Here is a 16,149-nt window from a genome sequence, read left to right as displayed (position 1 = left end):
CATAATCTTCAAACAGGGTAATGGCTGCACTTTATTCAGCAGGGAGAGAGCCTGCCCATTTTATTATTATTTATTCAAGATAGCCATTGTATCCGAAGCAATCATCAGCTCTTCATCGGTCGGGATAACCACTACCTTCACCCTGGAATCGTCTGTAGAGATTACAGCTTCTTCACCACGGACCTTGTTCTTTTCCAGGTCGACCTTGACACCCATGAATTCAAGACCTTCGCATACTTCGCTACGGCAGTTGCACTGGTTCTCGCCGACACCGCCCGTAAACACGATGATGTCCACACCGCCCAAAGCGGCAGCATAAGCGCCTACATACTTCTTGATGCGGTAGAAGTACATCTTTTCTGCCAGAATAGCTCTCGGGTTACCGGCAGCCACGGCGTTCTCCAAATCGCGCATATCGCTCGACTCACCGAAGATACCCATTACACCGCTCTTCTTGTTCAGAAGATTGGATACTCCGTTTGCATCCAAACCCTCTTTCTCCATGATGAAAGTCACGGCTCCCGCATCGATGTCACCGCTACGGGTACCCATCATCAGACCCTCCAGCGGAGTCAGACCCATGCTGGTGTCCATACACTTGCCGTCTTTAATGGCAGAGATGGAACCACCATTACCGATGTGACAGGTAATGATTCTCTTTCCCTCCGGCTGTACGCCCAGAAATTCGCACACACGCTTTGATACATAACGGTGAGAAGTTCCGTGGAAGCCATAACGGCGAACCCCGTATTTCTTATACAGTTCGTAAGGAACGGCATACAGATAGGCATAATCGGGCATCGTCTGATGGAAAGCGGTATCAAACACACCAATCTGCGGAACATCGGGCAGAATGGCGGAAATAGCGTTTACACCCTTCAAGTTGGCAGGATTGTGAAGCGGAGCCAAATCATTGCAGGCAGTAAAGGCGTCCAGCACCTCCTGAGTCAGCAAAACGGATTCGCTGAACTTCTCGCCGCCGTGTACCATACGGTGACCTACCGCATTGATTTCGTCCAAAGACTTGATTGCGCCGTATTCGGGGCTGATCAATGTATTGAGGATGAACTCCACACCCACAGTATGCTCCGGTATGTCTTTTTCCAGAATTTTCTTCCCGCCATCAGGCAAGGTCAATTTCAGGAAAGAGCCTTTCAAACCGATTTTTTCAATGCCACCTTGAGCGATAACCTCTTTATGGTCCATATCAAACAACTTATATTTGATGGACGAGCTACCGCAGTTCAATACTAAAACTTTCATGATACTAATGTTAAATTATAAATTATGAATTCCGAATTATGAACCGCGAACCATGAACCATGAACAGGAAGAAATCCCCAATCATAATTCATAATTCAAAATCCATAATTATTTATTGTGTTTAGCTGCAATAGCCTGATTTGCCGTAATGGCAATCATACGATATACATCTTCGATGGAGCAACCGCGTGACAAATCGTTCACCGGACGTGCGATACCTTGCAGAATCGGACCTACCGCATCGGCATGTCCCAAACGCTGTACCAGTTTGTAGGAGATATTGCCTACTTCAAGGCTCGGAACAACCAGCACATTTGCATTACCTGCAATGGCAGAACCCGGAGCTTTGCTGGCACCGACTTCAGGAACCAATGCTGCATCAGCCTGCAGTTCACCGTCGATAGCAATATCAGGAGCCATTTCTTTAGCAATCTTCAAGGCTTCTACCACTTTGTCTACCACTTCGTGTTTTGCAGAACCTTTTGTAGAGAAACTCAACAGCGCCACTTTCGGATCAATACCTGCGACAGCCTGAGCCGTACGTGCAGTACAAACAGCAATTTGCGCCAGTTGAGAAGCATCGGGAACGGGAGTAACGGCAACATCACCCATTACCAGAATACCATTCTTACCATATTCGGGAGCATGCGTCAGCAACAACATAGCACCGGAAACGCAGGTAATGCCCGGAGCAGTCTTGATAATCTGCAAAGCCGGACGAAGCACATCGCCGGTAGTATTGCGTGCACCTGCCAACTGACCGTCGGCATCGCCGTTCTTGATAATCAGACAGCCCAGATAAAGCGGGTTGGTTACCAGCTTACGGGCTTCTTCAATAGTCATGCCTTTTTTCTTACGCAACTCGAACAGCAGTTGTGCATACTCTTCCTGCTTGGGATTGTTTTCCGGATCGATAATGGTTGCCTTGGAAATGTTACCAAGTCCCCACTCCGTTGCACAAGCGTTGATTTCAGCAGGATTGCCCAAAAGAATCAGGTCTGCAATACCATCTGTCAGAATTTGATTGGCAGCTTTCAAAGTGCGTTCTTCCGTACCTTCAGGAAGAACAATGCGTTGACGATCGGCTTTCGCACGCTCTAAAATTTCATTAATTAATCTTTGCATGATATTTTAATTGTGTATAAGAATCAGTAGTTCGTGTTATTCACGCAGCAAAAGTACACAATTTTGCAATATACACATTGCAATTTCGGGGCTTTTTCCACACCAAATGAGAATTATTGTAATATTTAACACTAACAGTGGATTTACGAGACAGTTCCTCACTTCAAATAGCTAACTTTGCAACGTTTTCAATATTTTCAATAGGTTAGGTATTATTTAATAATCAGGTATTATGATCCGTCAATGCGCCATCCTTTTCGGATGTCTGGCTTTGGGTGAATTGATTGTATTCTTAACGGGTATCAAACTTCCGTCCAGCATCATCGGTATGCTGCTGCTCACCCTTTTCTTAAAATTGGGTTGGATAAAACTGCACTGGGTGCAGGGAATGTCCGACTTCTTGGTTGCTAATCTGGGATTCTTCTTTATCCCGCCCGGCGTAGCCCTTATGCTCTATTTCGACATTATCGCCGCCGAATTCTGGCCTATCGCCATCGCTTCATTAGTCAGCACCCTGCTGGTACTCGTGGTTACCGGATGGGTTCACCAATTAACACGTAAAATCAAATGAACTTTTTAGAAAACGAATTCTTCCTGCTGGCTATTACTTTCGGGATATTCTTCTTAGCCAAACTTCTTCAAAAGAAGACAGGAATCATGCTGCTGAATCCCATCTTACTGACTATCGCCCTGCTTATCATTTTCCTGAAGATGACAAATATCAGTTATGACACTTATAACAAAGGCGGGCATCTGATTGAATTCTGGTTAAAACCTGCCGTCGTTGCGTTGGGGGTTCCTTTGTATCTGCAATTGGAGACTATCAAGAAACAATTGCTGCCTATCCTGCTTTCACAATTGGCAGGATGTATTGTAGGGGTTATTTCCGTAGTCCTGATAGCAAAACTGATGGGAGCCTCCGATGAGATTATCTACTCGCTGGCTCCAAAATCCGTTACTACCCCGATAGCCATGGAAGTTACGAAATCAATAGGCGGCATTCCCGCGCTGACTGCCGCCGTAGTGGTCTGCGTAGGCCTGTTGGGAGGAATCCTCGGTTTCAAGACAATGAAACTCACCCATATCGGAAGCCCCATGGCCCAAGGGCTTTCTTTAGGGGCAGCAGCCCATGCTGTCGGCACATCCACAGCAATGGACATCAGCAGCAAATACGGTGCGTTTGCCAGCCTCGGCCTGACGCTTAACGGAATATTTACAGCCTTGTTAACCCCTACTATTTTACGATTGTTAGGGTTACTCTAACAAAATCTTCTTATCTTTGTTATTATATTCTTATAACCAATAGAAATTATTTATGATTCCATTTAAAGATATCGAACTACAAGATAAAGAGCTGATTACTTCCTTTACTTTAAACAGTCCGCGACGCAACTGCGACCTTTCATTCTCCAACCTATGCAGTTGGCGTTTCTTATACAACACCAAGTTTGCCATTATGGACGGTTTCCTATTATTGAAATTCTGGGCAGACGGAGAGCTTGTATATATGATGCCTATCGGCAACGGCGATTTAAACAAGGTACTGGATGCGCTGATAGAAGATGCCAACCGGGAAGGAGAGCCTTTTTGCTTGTTGGGTATCTGCGCCGGAATGTGCTCCGAACTGGAAACCTTTATGCCCGGCAGGTTTCAGTTTACGGCAGACAGGGATTACGCCGACTACGTATATCTGCGCTCCGACCTCGCCACCTTATCCGGTAAAAAGTTTCAGGCAAAGCGGAATCATATCAACAAATTCAAAAAGACTTATAATTACGAATACACTCCGATTACAGCCGACCGTATCCGGGAGTGCCTCGATTTGGAAGCGGAATGGTGCAAAGTCAACAACTGCGACCAGCATGAAGGTACCGGCAACGAACGCCGTGCATTGATATACGCCCTGCACAATTTCGATGCGTTAGGGCTTACGGGCGGTATTCTCCATGTAGAGGGCAAGATTGCGGCTTTTACTTTCGGCATGCCTATCAACCAAGACACGTTCGGAGTACATGTAGAAAAGGCCGATACCCGCATAGACGGCGCTTATGCCATGATTAATTACGAATTTGCCAACCATATTCCTGAACAATATATCTACATCAACCGGGAAGAGGACTTGGGTATTGAAGGGTTGCGGAAAGCAAAACTTTCCTATCAGCCTGCCATTATTCTGGAGAAATACGTCGCCTGTTTAAAAGAACAGCCGGTAGAGGCTATCAAGTGGTAAAAAAGGTAAAGTGACAGGGCTATAAAACAGGGTGCACAATTATGATAAGGGGTGAAGCAATGCGGGAAAAGATAAAGAGTTTATGGAAACTATGCTTTAACGACAGCGATGAATTTACAGATATGTATTTCCGCTTGCGTTACAGCAATGAAGTCAACATCGCCATTCAAAGCGGTGAAGAGGTGATTGCCGCCCTGCAAATACTACCCTATCCCATGACATTCGGAAAGAGCGAAATCAAGACAGGATATGTGTCGGGGGCCTGTACGCATCCCGATTATCGCAATCGCGGGGCTATGCGCGAACTGTTATCGCAAGCCTTTACCCGTATGCTACACAATGACATGTCCATTTCCACGCTGATTCCAGCAGAACCCTGGTTATTCGGGTATTATGCCGGTATGGGCTACGTACCGGTTTTTAAATACTCCTCAACAACCTTCACGGCTTCAGAGGTTACCATCGCTGACGAAACGGCTGTTCTGAACAAAATAAATGATTATCAGGAAGAATCATATCGCTATTTAAACCGGAAACTGCGGGAACGCCCCTATTGCATCCAGCATACGGAAACGGACTTCCGGGTAATCCTTGCCGATTTACAGTTGGGGGAAGGCTGCGTCTATACATTGAAGCAAGGCGATAAGATTACGGCTTTAGCCATCGTATATCCGGCAGGCAGTACTTGGCAGGCAGGAGAAATCGTAGCGGAAACTTCCGGTATGTACCTGTTATTACTACAACGTATTTGCGAACAACTGAACCTCCCGTCCATCCGGGTTATTAGTCCGTCTGAAACAGAGCCGATCCCGCAAGTATTGGGTATGGCGCGCATCATCAATGCCAAAACGATACTGCAACGATATGCCGCCGAGCATCCGGAACTGAAAATGAGCATCGCACTTACAGACCCACAGATCAGCGCCAATAACGGTTACTACTATCTGAATAACGGCAAGTGTATAAGTAGTGCCAAGCGGCTGCCGGGCAGCCACTTGGCACTCACTGTCGGCGAACTTACCGAAAAGATATTATCGCCATCAAACCCTTACATGAGTTTAATGCTGAATTAACAGTTCTTACAATCCGCTGAAGTCTACCCCTTCGAATACCAGCGACGGGATGCGCCATGAAGAAGACATACGGGGATCATTACCCACAGCCGATAAAGAAGCCCAAAGCGTAATCATATTACCCGTGACATTCATTTCGCTGACGGGCTGGGTCAATTTACCATTTTCAATCAGGAAGCCCTCTATACCGTACGAAAAGTCTCCGGAGCTACTGTTACAATTACCGCCATTGAATCCGGTAACCAGGATGCCTTTCTGCACGTCGGCCACCAGACCGTTCAAATCTTTGTTTCCCGGTTTGAGCACCAATAAGGAAGGAGAGTTGACAGTCGGCTCCACTCCCATTTTTTTAGAGTTGTAGGTATCAATGAAGTATGTTTTCAACACACCTTCTTCAAAGATAGAACGCCGTTCGGTTGCCACTCCTTCGCTATCGAAATAGCGCGCACCGCTTGCACCGATTAAATGGGGTTCATCCATCAGATTCAACAATCCGGTCCCTACTTTCACATTCAGCTTATCCAACAAAAAAGAGTTTTTTTGCTGTAATGCCGAACCGTACAGCGCACTCAGTACCGGACTGAGCAAATTACTTGCATTCATCGGGTCTACCACCATTGTATACTTGCCGGAAGCAACCTTTTTCTGTCCGAGTTTCCGCAGTACGCGCTCCAAGGCTTTCGTTCCGACACCCGATTTTACCAGTTTGTCGTAAAACAGAGCCGATTCATACCAATAAGAAGATGGACGCGCCTCTCCCTCGCCACGCAATGCCACATCGGCAGAAAGCGAAAACCAGGTAGACTTGGACTCGCCTTCAAAACCGTTGCTCGTCAAACGGTAGGAAGAACTTTCTCCGTCACCATACGAAGTTCCTACGGATATAATGCGGCTGTCTTTGCCCAAGACTTCTTCGGCAGCAGCACGCGCAATGGCAACTTTGTCGTCCGGATTAATAGTTTCGAAACGCCTGTCAAACAATTGCAAGTCCGGCTTTCCACCTTTATAGTAACGGGAAGCATCGGGCAACACACGTGCCTCATCCACTGCCAGATAGCGCGTAGATTCGATACCGTTCTTTATAAACGTCTCCAGTTCTTTCTTATCCAAACGGTTGGTTGAATAAGAACCGTACCTGCCGTCCACATACAAACTGATGCTCAACCCGCTTTCCGAGGCTTGTTGCAATCTGTCCATCTTGGCATCGCGTAATTCAAATGAAGCGTTGGAGTTGGAGTACAGCACCAACTTTGCTGCCTGACACCCGTTTTTCAAGGCATAGTCCATTGCCCACTGCGCCAGCTTTTTATTATTATCTGTAATCATATTTTCAGTTGATTGTTAGCTATTGATAATTGACAATTAGAAATTATCAGTTATCAATGCTCCGTTAGTACTTAATTTTCCCCTCCTACGGTGAGTTTGCTGACTAATGCCGACGGCATACCGCACGTCACCGGACAAGACTGTCCATCCTTACCACAGGTCCATGTACCATTGTCAATCTTATCATTGTCGGCCACCATTGTGATGTCTGCCAATGCTTTCGGACCGTTACCTATGATATTGATGTCCTTAATGGGTTGCGTCAGCTTTCCGTCCTCAATCAAATAACCGGACTTCACGAAGAACGTAAAGTCACCGGCTCCAATCTGTACCTGACCATTCGTAAACGTGTCTACGAAAATACCGTTCTTCACCGTAGAAATAATATCCGCTTCTTTCATATTGCCGGCTTCCATATACGTAGCACGCATACGGGGAATAGGCAGGTTACGGAATGTATCGCGGCGACCGTTTCCGGTGGGATTCACACCGTAATGCTTTGCACTGATACGGTCGTGCAGGTAGCTGGTGAGCACACCTTCCTTGACAATATACGTTTTCTGCCCCTCTACGCCTTCATCGTCGAAATTCACGGAACCCCGATTGAAAGGTATCGTACCGTCATCCACCACGTTAATATGTTCGTTGCACACCTTCTTGTTCAACTGACCGGCAAATATGGATATATCCTTACGGTTGAAGTCTGCCTCGAACGCATGCCCTATAGCCTCGTGCAGCAGGATTCCCGAACCGCCCGAACCCATTACAACGGGCATTTCACCACCTTTAGGCTTAATGGCCTTAAATAGAATAGCAGTACGATCTACCACTTCACGGGCAATCACGTCCACCACATCGTCGGTCATAAATTCGAATCCCTTGCGGTAAGACCTGCCTGCATAGCCGTTTTCCATCTTACCGTTCTCCTCCATGATGCAGACTGCCATAAAGGATACCATTGGACGGTAGTCGTAATAACTCACACCTTCCGAATTGCAGAACAGTACATGCGAAGTGCTGTCCTGCAAATAGGCCTGTACCTTTCGCACACGGTTGTCCAAAGAGAATATTTTCTCATTCAGTTTCTCCAAATAGGGAATCTTCTCTTTTACGCCCACATCTTCCCAGGGAGTAGCCACGGCATAGCAGCTCCGGGCTATGGTTTTCTCCGTCAGCCCCACAGGTTTGCCTGCCCTGCCCGAAGATGCAATACGGGCAGCAGTACGGGCGGCACGCAACATTTCTTCCAAGGTAACGCCTTCTACATAGGCATAGCCACTTTGGTCTCCGGAAAGCACACGCACTCCCATACCGAAATCGATATTGGAGCCGCAGTTATTCACCTTACCGTCCATTAAACTCACACTATTATTGAAAGTGTGTTCGAAGTAAAGGTCCGCATAATCGCCGCCCTTTTCCAAAGCAACAGCCATTACTTTCTTTAAATCCGCTTCCGTCACACCAAAATGATTGGCAGCGGCAGCAACGGCAGACTTAGAGTCCGCACCGCCCAATGCTCCGCGCACAGACCCGGGCATAGCCAGCGAAGGCATAGCCAGTGAACCAAGAACGGCCATTCCGCCGGTTCGCAAGAAGTTTCGTCTATCCATATAAATTTGTTATAAGTTATAAATTACAGGTCGCTTATCCTCAATATAACGGGGGAATACAGAAAGGAGAGCTACCTTTGATTACCGAACAACCAATGCGCCTCAGCCTACTAATGCCGCATCTAAATTTCTTTTGTCAAAAGACTCTCCAATTCCTCGGCACTCAGGCGCAGATAAAACTGCCCTTTGTAGGCTACCGAAATAGAGCCTGTTTCTTCCGATACAATGATCGCATGGGCATCCGACACCTGAGATATTCCCATCGCCGCACGATGCCGCAAACCCAATTCTTTCGGAATGTCCAGATTGTGCGACACGGGCAGGATACATCCTGCCGCCTTAATGCGTTTCTTGCTGATAACCATAGCTCCGTCGTGCAACGGGCTGTTCTTGAAAAAGATATTTTCTATCAGGCGCTGGTTTATATCGGCGTTGATAATCTCCCCTGTACGCACCACATCGTCCAACGGCATATTATGTTCCACCACAATCAATGCACCGACTTTCTGCTTGCCCATACTGATACAAGCCATTACAACGGGCATAATTTCATCGTGTTCCATGCCTTCTTTCTTGTTTCCCGTAAAGAAGCGCACCAACGCACTGGCATGCTGATGCGAACCGAGCGTAAGCAGAAACCGCCGTATTTCATCCTGAAACAAGACGATAAGTGCCAACACACCCACACTGACCAGTTTATCAAAAATAGACCCTAACAGTTTCATCTCCAGCACCTGAGAAACCACCAGCCAAATCAGGATAAACACCAGTATACCCGTAAACACATTGATAGATCCGGAAGCTTTCATCAGCTTATATGTATAGTAAAGCAGGAAAGCTACCAGCAGGATATCTATAAAATCTTTTATGCCAAATTCAAAAAACACGGTCGCAAGTGATTAATGGTTAATTATTAGCGATTAACGCAGAACGGGCCGCATTCATGGCTTCCACGATTTTCACCGTTTCCACTGCCTCGCGCACATCGTGCACACGAAGTATATCAGCCCCTTTCAACAGACAGATGGTATCCAATACGGTTGTACCGTTCAACGCTTCCTGCGGAGTAGTTCCCAACAAACGATAAATCATAGATTTACGGGAAACGCCAACCAGCAAGGGAAGTTCAAAAACGCGAAATTCCTCCAGATGAGCCAACAATTCATAATTATGCTCAATGGTCTTTCCAAAGCCGAACCCGGGGTCCAATATGATATCCTTTACACCTAAATCGCGTAATTGCTGCACCTTACGGGCAAAGTACATAAACACCTCTTTCAGCAAATTATCATAATGGGGATGCTGTTGCATATTTTGCGGTGTACCCTGCATGTGCATCATGATATAAGGAACATTCAGATCGGCAACCGTACGGAACATATCATCATCCATTTCTCCGGCAGCTATATCATTGATAATTGCCACACCGTATTCCTCGACACACATTCTCGCCACATCCGCCCTAAAGGTATCTACCGAAACAATCGCATCGGGCTGTACTTTTCTCAGAATACCCAACCCCATGCGCAAGCGTTCCATCTCTTCCGCAGGCGACACATTCTCCGCATTGGGACGCGAAGAGTAAGCGCCCACATCGATGATAGCAGCTCCTTCCGCCACAATCTGCCCTATGCGGCTTGTTATGTCGGCTTCCGTCTGCATGCGGCTGCCGGCATAAAAAGAATCGGGGGTGACATTGAGAATTCCCATGACGCAGGGAGAAGAAAGGTCCAACAGCGAACCGTTGACGTTTATATATTTGGATTGCAGAACTTTCATGGCAGCGTTTTTTGATTTATATATCTGCAAATGTAAACAAAAAAGCCATTGTTGGTACACCAAGTCTGAAAAATAAGGTATCTTTGTTCGCAAAATATCAATTTTATTACGAACTGCAAAACTCCCCGAAGGAGAAAGATATGGATATAACCGCTCTTTATCAGATATTTCTCGGCTGCACCGGCATAACCACCGACAGCCGCAACTGCCCCGAAGGCTCACTGTTTATCGCCTTGAAAGGCGATACGTTCAACGGCAACGCCTTTGCCGCCAAAGCATTGGAAGCAGGCAGCACCTACGCCGTTGTAGACGAAGCCGCCTATGCTCCTGCCGGAGATACACGTTATATATTAGTGGATAACTGCCTGCACACCTTGCAACAGCTTGCCAATTATCACCGCCGCCAACTGGGTACGCGCATCATCGGCATTACAGGAACCAATGGGAAAACAACGACCAAGGAGCTTATATCCGCCGTATTGTCCCAAAAGTACAATGTACTGTACACACTGGGAAATCTGAATAATCCGATCGGTGTACCGCTCACCTTGTTGCGCCTGACAACAGAGCATGAGCTCGGCGTAGTAGAAATGGGAGCCAGCCACCCCGGCGACATCAAGGAACTGGTGGAAATAGCCGAACCCGATTATGGGATTATCACCAATGTAGGAAAGGCTCATTTGGAAGGCTTCGGTTCTTTCGAAGGCGTTATCCGGACCAAAGGCGAACTGTACGACTATCTGCGCCGGCAGGGAAACTCCACCATCTTCCTTCATCAGGACAATCCTTACCTCAGGGAAATAGCCCGGGGACTGAATCCGATAACCTACGGAGAAGAAAACAGTCTTTATATCAACGGCCACGTTACCGGCAATTCCCCCTACCTCGCTTTTGAGTGGAGAGCCGGAAAAGAAGGAGAATTTCACCAAGTGCATACCCGACTGATTGGCGAATATAACTTTCCCAATGCTCTGGCAGCCGTCACTATCGGACATTTCTTCGGAGTAGAAGCAGAGAAGATAGACAAAGCCCTGAATGAATATGAACCCCGGAACAACCGTTCGCAACTGAAAAAAACGGCCGACAACACCCTGATTATCGATGCCTACAACGCCAATCCCACAAGCATGCTGGCAGCCATCGGAAATTTCCGCAACATGCAAGCCGAGAAAAAAATGCTGATATTGGGAGATATGCGCGAACTGGGAAAAGACAGTGCCGAAGAGCACCAGAGAATAGTGGACTATCTGGAAGAATATGGCTTTGAGGATGTAATATTGGTAGGCGAATTATTTGCAGCAACCCGCCACACGTATACCACTTATCCCGATGCTCCGGCTCTAATAGCCGCGCTCCAAAAGAACAAACCCTGCGGAAAGACAATCCTGATAAAAGGCTCGAACGGAATAAAACTGAATACGGTAGTCGATTATCTCTAATCTGTAGATTTACGCATCACTCTTGGTTTCAGCACGAAACAAGCCACCAATGACGCCAGGACAGCTCCCGTGGTATTGGCTGCAAAATCCAGCCAATCGCCGCCACGGTAGGTAGTACAAAATGCCTGTAACAATTCTACCGCTCCACTGAACAATACCGGACAGACAAATGCTCCTACCCATGCGTGCCACATAGGCGTACGGTCTCTCCGATGCGCCCGCAAGAACTCCAGCCACAACATACCGGACATGCCGAAATACATACAGATATGCACCACCTTGTCAAGGTTAGGGATAGTGCCCAGATCGGTAGTGGGCGGTTTAAAAAACGACAGATAAATTACAGCAAGTATTATCACCAGCGATACCGGATATTTCTTAATATAATATAGCATATCTCAAATTATGAACAATCTGTGTGCAAAAGTATGGAACATTTTCTATATTTGTGCGTTTTAAGAGCAATTAATAACGAATTGTAAGAAAAATCCACGTTTTATGACAAGAAATGAAAGAGCCAACTTTGGAAGCAAATTGGGAGTGATACTTGCTTCAGCCGGTTCTGCAGTTGGCCTGGGTAATATCTGGAGATTCCCTTTTGAAACAGGCAATCATGGCGGTGCAGCCTTCATACTGATTTATCTGGTATGTGTACTTATATTAGGTATTCCTATCATGATAGCCGAATTTCTTATCGGACGCCGTTCACGCGCCAACACTGCCGGAGCGTATCAAAAGCTGGCTCCGGGAACCCATTGGCGTTGGGTGGGACGAATGGGTGTATTAGCCGGATTCCTTATTTTGGGCTACTACTCGGTAGTAGCGGGTTGGACCTTGGAATTTATAGGAGAAGCCGCAACCAACAGTTTTGCCGGCAAGTCCGCCGCAGAGTTCATCGCTTCCTTCAACGGCTTTGTCAGCAATCCGTGGCGTCCTGTTATCTGGTTGGTGGTATTCTTGTTAGCCACACACTTCATCATCATAAAAGGAGTGGAAAAGGGTATTGAAAAATCAGCCAAGATAATGATGCCCATGCTGTTTATCCTGCTGGTAGTGCTTGCCATTTGTTCCGTATCACTACCCGGTGCAAGTGCGGGTATCGAATTCCTGCTGAAACCCGACTTCAGCAAAGTGGACGGTAATGTTTTCTTAGGTGCAATGGGACAGGCATTCTTTTCACTCAGCCTCGGTATGGGATGTCTTTGCACATACGCTTCTTATTTCAGAAATGACACCAACCTGCCTAAAACAGCACTCAATGTGGCAGGTATCGACACGTTAGTCGCCATTCTTGCCGGATTCATTATCTTCCCTGCGGCGTTTTCCGTTGGCATCCAGCCGGATGCAGGACCGAGTTTATTGTTCATCACCTTACCCAACGTATTTCAACAGGCATTCGGCAACATACCCTGGCTGGCAATCGCCTTATCCATCATGTTCTACGTTTTGCTGGCGCTGGCGGCATTGACTTCAACCATTTCCTTACACGAAGTGGTAACAGCATATCTGCATGAGGAGTTCAAGTTTACACGAGGAAAAGCAGCCAAACTGGTTACCGCCGGCTGTATTGTGCTGGGAGTGTTATGTTCGCTGTCATTGGGCGTAGGAAAGAGTTACACGATTTTTGGCCTTAACCTGTTCGATTTATTCGACTTCGTCACCGCTAAAATCATGTTGCCCTTAGGCGGGTTCTTTATCTCTATCTTCACCGGATGGTACCTGGATAAAAAGATTGTGTGGGAAGAAGTCAGCAATAACGGAACTTTAAATATACATATATACAGATTGCTTATCTTCATTCTGAAATATATCGCCCCAATAGGAATCGGACTTATTTTCATCAACGAGTTGGGCTTCTTCAAATAAACCATAATGAAGAATCCGTTTAAAGACTTCTTATACTTCTCCCGGGGAGAAAGGCGAGGTATCCTTGTTCTCATCATTGGGATAGTCCTCATCTTTCTCTCCGGATATATCTATTCTTTCCGGCAAAACAGCAGGCAACTTTCTGAAGAAGAATCCAGGATACAGGCTGCCGCCTTGAAAGAATACGACAACTTTATCAGTTCTGTGCGGGAACAAGAAAAAAACGAGAACAGCCGTTTCAAAAAATCGGAGAGATATAAAAAGAGAACAGTTGTATTAGCTCCTTTCGACCCTAACCGTACGGACTCCGTCACCTTCTGCCGCTTAGGTCTTCCTGCATGGATGGCAAAGAACATCTTACGTTATCGAAGCAAAGGGGGAAAGTTCCGTAAGGCCGAAGATTTCAAAAAAGTATATGGATTGACAGAAGAACAGTACCAAACGCTCTCTCCCTACATCTATTTTACGGCAGAAGACACTATAAGAAAGGCGACCTCTCTACTCACTCTTCAGCAGACACCCAAAGACAGTATTTATAAATATCCGGCAGGCACCGTGCTTAACTTAAACCATGCAGATACCACTGAATTGAAGAAAATTCCCGGCGTAGGCAGCGGCATAGCCCGGTCGATAGTGAACTATCGGCAACGTTTAGGCGGCTTCTACCGAATAGAGCAATTGCAGGAGATTCATTTGGATTATCGCCAACTGCAAGCATGGTTCACCGTTACGCCTTCTGAAATCCGACGCATCAATCTGAACCGGGTCGGCATAGAGCGCCTTCGCAACCATCCTTATATAAACTTTTACCAGGCAAAAGCCCTTGTGGAATACCGTAAAAAGAAAGGAATACTCCACAACCTCAAACCATTTGCCCTCTACCAAGAATTTACCGAAAGCGATTTGGAGCGGCTTAGCCACTATGTTTGTTTTGAATAATGAAGAGACAGACAGCTATTCCTTACAAACTTCACCGTCTTTCAGATGAATGGTACGGTCGGTGATTTGTGCCAATCCCTCATCATGCGTCACAATTACAAATGTCTGGCCCAAACGGTTACGCAAATCAAAGAACAGTTGGTGCAGTTCTTCCTTATTATGCGTATCCAAACTTCCGGACGGCTCATCCGCCAACACCACCGCAGGATGATTGATGAGCGCACGGGCAACGGCAACCCTTTGCTTCTCTCCACCGGACAACTCATTGGGCTTGTGCGAAGCGCGTTCCGCCAATCCCATGAAGTCCAATATTTCGGCAGCCGCCGCTCTGGCTTCCTGCTGTCCCATTCCGGCAATGAAAGCCGGTATCATCACATTCTCCAAAGCCGTAAATTCCGGCAACAACTGATGGAACTGAAAGACAAAGCCTATATGCTTATTACGGAAGGCGGAGAGTTCTTTCTCCTTCAGGCAATTCACCAATGTACCGTCAATCGTTACCGAACCGCTATCGGGCATGTCCAAAGTTCCCATAATCTGCAACAAAGTGGTCTTGCCCGCACCGCTGGGACCGACAATGCTGACAACCTCCCCTTTTTTTATCTCCAGGTCGATGCCCCGCAACACCTGTAAACTGCCGAAACTCTTCGTTATTCCTTCTAATCGTATCATTGTTTTAGTTACTGTTTATTCCTTACGGTCATGACACATTTTATCTTTAACACATAGGTACGTTCTAACTGTTTGATAGCCCTATTACAACCTTTTAATGACGTATTCCGCAAGGTAACAGCCGAATACAGCCGGCATATAGCTTACAGTTCCGCAAGTGGACTTTTTATTCTGTTCATCTTCCGTCAACAGCACTGCCTTAGGGTCGGCTTGCTCGGTACTGAATACAACCGGAAGTTTACGCTTAACCCCCAGCTTCTGCAAACGTTTCCTCACCGCCTTACTCAATCCGCAATGATAGGTATCCCATATATCGGCAAAACGTATCTGCGTAATATCACTCTTTGCGCCCGCCCCCATACTCGATACAATCTTAATATGCCGTTTCAGTGCTTCCGCTATCAAATAGCATTTGGGAGCAAGTGTATCAATGGCATCCACTATAAAATCATATCGGGCGGCATCAAGCAGTTCGGGTATATTATCGTCTTTCAGAAATACCGGCAGCACCGTCAACTGTATGTCCGGATTGATATCTTTGAAACGTGCCGCCAAAACCTCCGCCTTCTCCCTCCCCATAGTGGAATGCAAAGCAGGCAGTTGACGATTTATATTGGTAGGTTGCACCGTGTCCGCATCCACAATCGTCATCCGCCCCACACCTGCACGGCATATCATTTCGGCTGCATAAGCGCCTACTCCACCAAGACCTACAACCAGCACATGCGCCTGTTGCAGCCTTTCCATTTTCTCCTCTCCCAGCAAAAGCCGGGTTCTCTGTTTCCAATCCTCCATCATCGCCAACCACTAATCATTAATCACTAATC

General features: G+C 46.7%; 16 protein-coding genes. 7 read left to right on the top strand and 9 right to left on the bottom strand.

The features are described 5' to 3' along the window. Window positions 1-66: 66 nt before the first annotated feature. Together NQ565_RS04635 and pta are read right to left on the bottom strand one after the other, a co-directional pair. Window positions 67-1,263 (bottom strand): acetate kinase, encoded by a 1,197-nt coding sequence (locus NQ565_RS04635; protein WP_005656263.1) that lies wholly within the window; start codon window positions 1,261-1,263, stop codon window positions 67-69. A 108-nt stretch (window positions 1,264-1,371) separates the two neighbouring features. Next, window positions 1,372-2,388 carry a phosphate acetyltransferase gene (gene pta / locus NQ565_RS04630; RefSeq protein WP_005656261.1) on the bottom strand — a complete coding sequence of 339 codons (1,017 nt, stop codon included), beginning with the start codon at window positions 2,386-2,388 and terminating at the stop codon, window positions 1,372-1,374. Between the two features lie 232 nt (window positions 2,389-2,620). Between pta and NQ565_RS04625 the strand changes: the two genes are divergently transcribed. The 4 genes from NQ565_RS04625 to NQ565_RS04610 are packed head-to-tail and all read left to right on the top strand — an operon-like array spanning window position 2,621 to window position 5,691. Further along, window positions 2,621-2,959: a CidA/LrgA family protein gene (locus NQ565_RS04625; protein ID WP_005656259.1), complete on the top strand. Its 339-nt coding sequence runs from the start codon at window positions 2,621-2,623 to the stop codon at window positions 2,957-2,959. After that, window positions 2,956-3,651, top strand: a complete 696-nt coding sequence (locus NQ565_RS04620) for an LrgB family protein (RefSeq protein WP_005656258.1) — start codon at window positions 2,956-2,958, stop codon at window positions 3,649-3,651. Before NQ565_RS04625 ends, NQ565_RS04620 begins: the two co-directional genes overlap by 4 nt. A gap of 52 nt (window positions 3,652-3,703) precedes the next feature. Then, window positions 3,704-4,618, top strand: coding sequence for a DUF2156 domain-containing protein (locus tag NQ565_RS04615; RefSeq protein WP_005656256.1), 915 nt, complete (start codon window positions 3,704-3,706; stop codon window positions 4,616-4,618). Between the two features lie 41 nt (window positions 4,619-4,659). After that, complete coding sequence (locus NQ565_RS04610) at window positions 4,660-5,691, top strand: GNAT family N-acetyltransferase (protein ID WP_005656253.1); 1,032 nt, start codon at window positions 4,660-4,662, stop codon at window positions 5,689-5,691. 6 nt (window positions 5,692-5,697) lie between these two features. Here NQ565_RS04610 and NQ565_RS04605 read toward each other — a convergent pair whose 3' ends face one another. The 4 genes from NQ565_RS04605 to folP form a co-directional block, all read right to left on the bottom strand. After that, entirely contained in the window at window positions 5,698-7,017 is a 1,320-nt protein-coding gene (locus NQ565_RS04605; protein WP_005656251.1) for a TldD/PmbA family protein, read from the bottom strand. A 71-nt stretch (window positions 7,018-7,088) separates the two neighbouring features. Continuing rightward, the gene (locus NQ565_RS04600; RefSeq protein ID WP_005656249.1) at window positions 7,089-8,627 is read right to left on the bottom strand and encodes a TldD/PmbA family protein; all 1,539 of its coding nucleotides are present in this window, start codon (window positions 8,625-8,627) and stop codon (window positions 7,089-7,091) included. 122 nt (window positions 8,628-8,749) lie between these two features. Beyond that, window positions 8,750-9,514 carry a diadenylate cyclase CdaA gene (cdaA, locus tag NQ565_RS04595; RefSeq protein ID WP_005656246.1) on the bottom strand — a complete coding sequence of 255 codons (765 nt, stop codon included), beginning with the start codon at window positions 9,512-9,514 and terminating at the stop codon, window positions 8,750-8,752. A 19-nt stretch (window positions 9,515-9,533) separates the two neighbouring features. Further along, on the bottom strand, window positions 9,534-10,406 hold the full coding sequence (gene folP, locus NQ565_RS04590) for a dihydropteroate synthase (protein ID WP_005656244.1): 873 nt from the start codon (window positions 10,404-10,406) through the stop codon (window positions 9,534-9,536). Between the two features lie 140 nt (window positions 10,407-10,546). Here folP and NQ565_RS04585 point away from each other — a divergent pair, with 140 nt between their 5' ends. Further along, window positions 10,547-11,845, top strand: coding sequence for a UDP-N-acetylmuramoyl-tripeptide--D-alanyl-D-alanine ligase (locus NQ565_RS04585; RefSeq protein WP_034535867.1), 1,299 nt, complete (start codon window positions 10,547-10,549; stop codon window positions 11,843-11,845). On the opposite strand, the gene NQ565_RS04580 is transcribed toward NQ565_RS04585, so the two are convergent. After that, a complete protein-coding gene (locus NQ565_RS04580) occupies window positions 11,842-12,240 on the bottom strand; it encodes a VanZ family protein (protein ID WP_005656240.1) in 399 nt (132 codons plus the stop codon). The two genes, NQ565_RS04585 and NQ565_RS04580, sit on opposite strands and share 4 nt — an antisense overlap. Window positions 12,241-12,343: 103 nt before the next feature. Between NQ565_RS04580 and NQ565_RS04575 the strand changes: the two genes are divergently transcribed. Together NQ565_RS04575 and NQ565_RS04570 are read left to right on the top strand one after the other, a co-directional pair. Then, on the top strand, window positions 12,344-13,711 hold the full coding sequence (locus NQ565_RS04575; protein ID WP_005656239.1) for a sodium-dependent transporter: 1,368 nt from the start codon (window positions 12,344-12,346) through the stop codon (window positions 13,709-13,711). A gap of 6 nt (window positions 13,712-13,717) precedes the next feature. Next, entirely contained in the window at window positions 13,718-14,650 is a 933-nt protein-coding gene (locus NQ565_RS04570; protein ID WP_005656237.1) for a helix-hairpin-helix domain-containing protein, read from the top strand. Between the two features lie 15 nt (window positions 14,651-14,665). Here NQ565_RS04570 and NQ565_RS04565 read toward each other — a convergent pair whose 3' ends face one another. Both NQ565_RS04565 and NQ565_RS04560 read right to left on the bottom strand, forming a co-directional pair. Continuing rightward, window positions 14,666-15,322: an ABC transporter ATP-binding protein gene (locus NQ565_RS04565; protein ID WP_005656236.1), complete on the bottom strand. Its 657-nt coding sequence runs from the start codon at window positions 15,320-15,322 to the stop codon at window positions 14,666-14,668. 84 nt (window positions 15,323-15,406) lie between these two features. Continuing rightward, window positions 15,407-16,117: a tRNA threonylcarbamoyladenosine dehydratase gene (locus NQ565_RS04560; protein WP_016661138.1), complete on the bottom strand. Its 711-nt coding sequence runs from the start codon at window positions 16,115-16,117 to the stop codon at window positions 15,407-15,409. Window positions 16,118-16,149 lie beyond the last annotated feature (32 nt).

Origin of the sequence: Bacteroides stercoris ATCC 43183 (assembly GCF_025147325.1) — a bacterium.
GTDB classification, from domain to species: Bacteria; Bacteroidota; Bacteroidia; order Bacteroidales; family Bacteroidaceae; genus Bacteroides; species Bacteroides stercoris.
The sequence above is the reverse complement of the archived record's forward strand: the minus strand, read 5'-3'. Positions and strand labels throughout refer to the sequence as shown.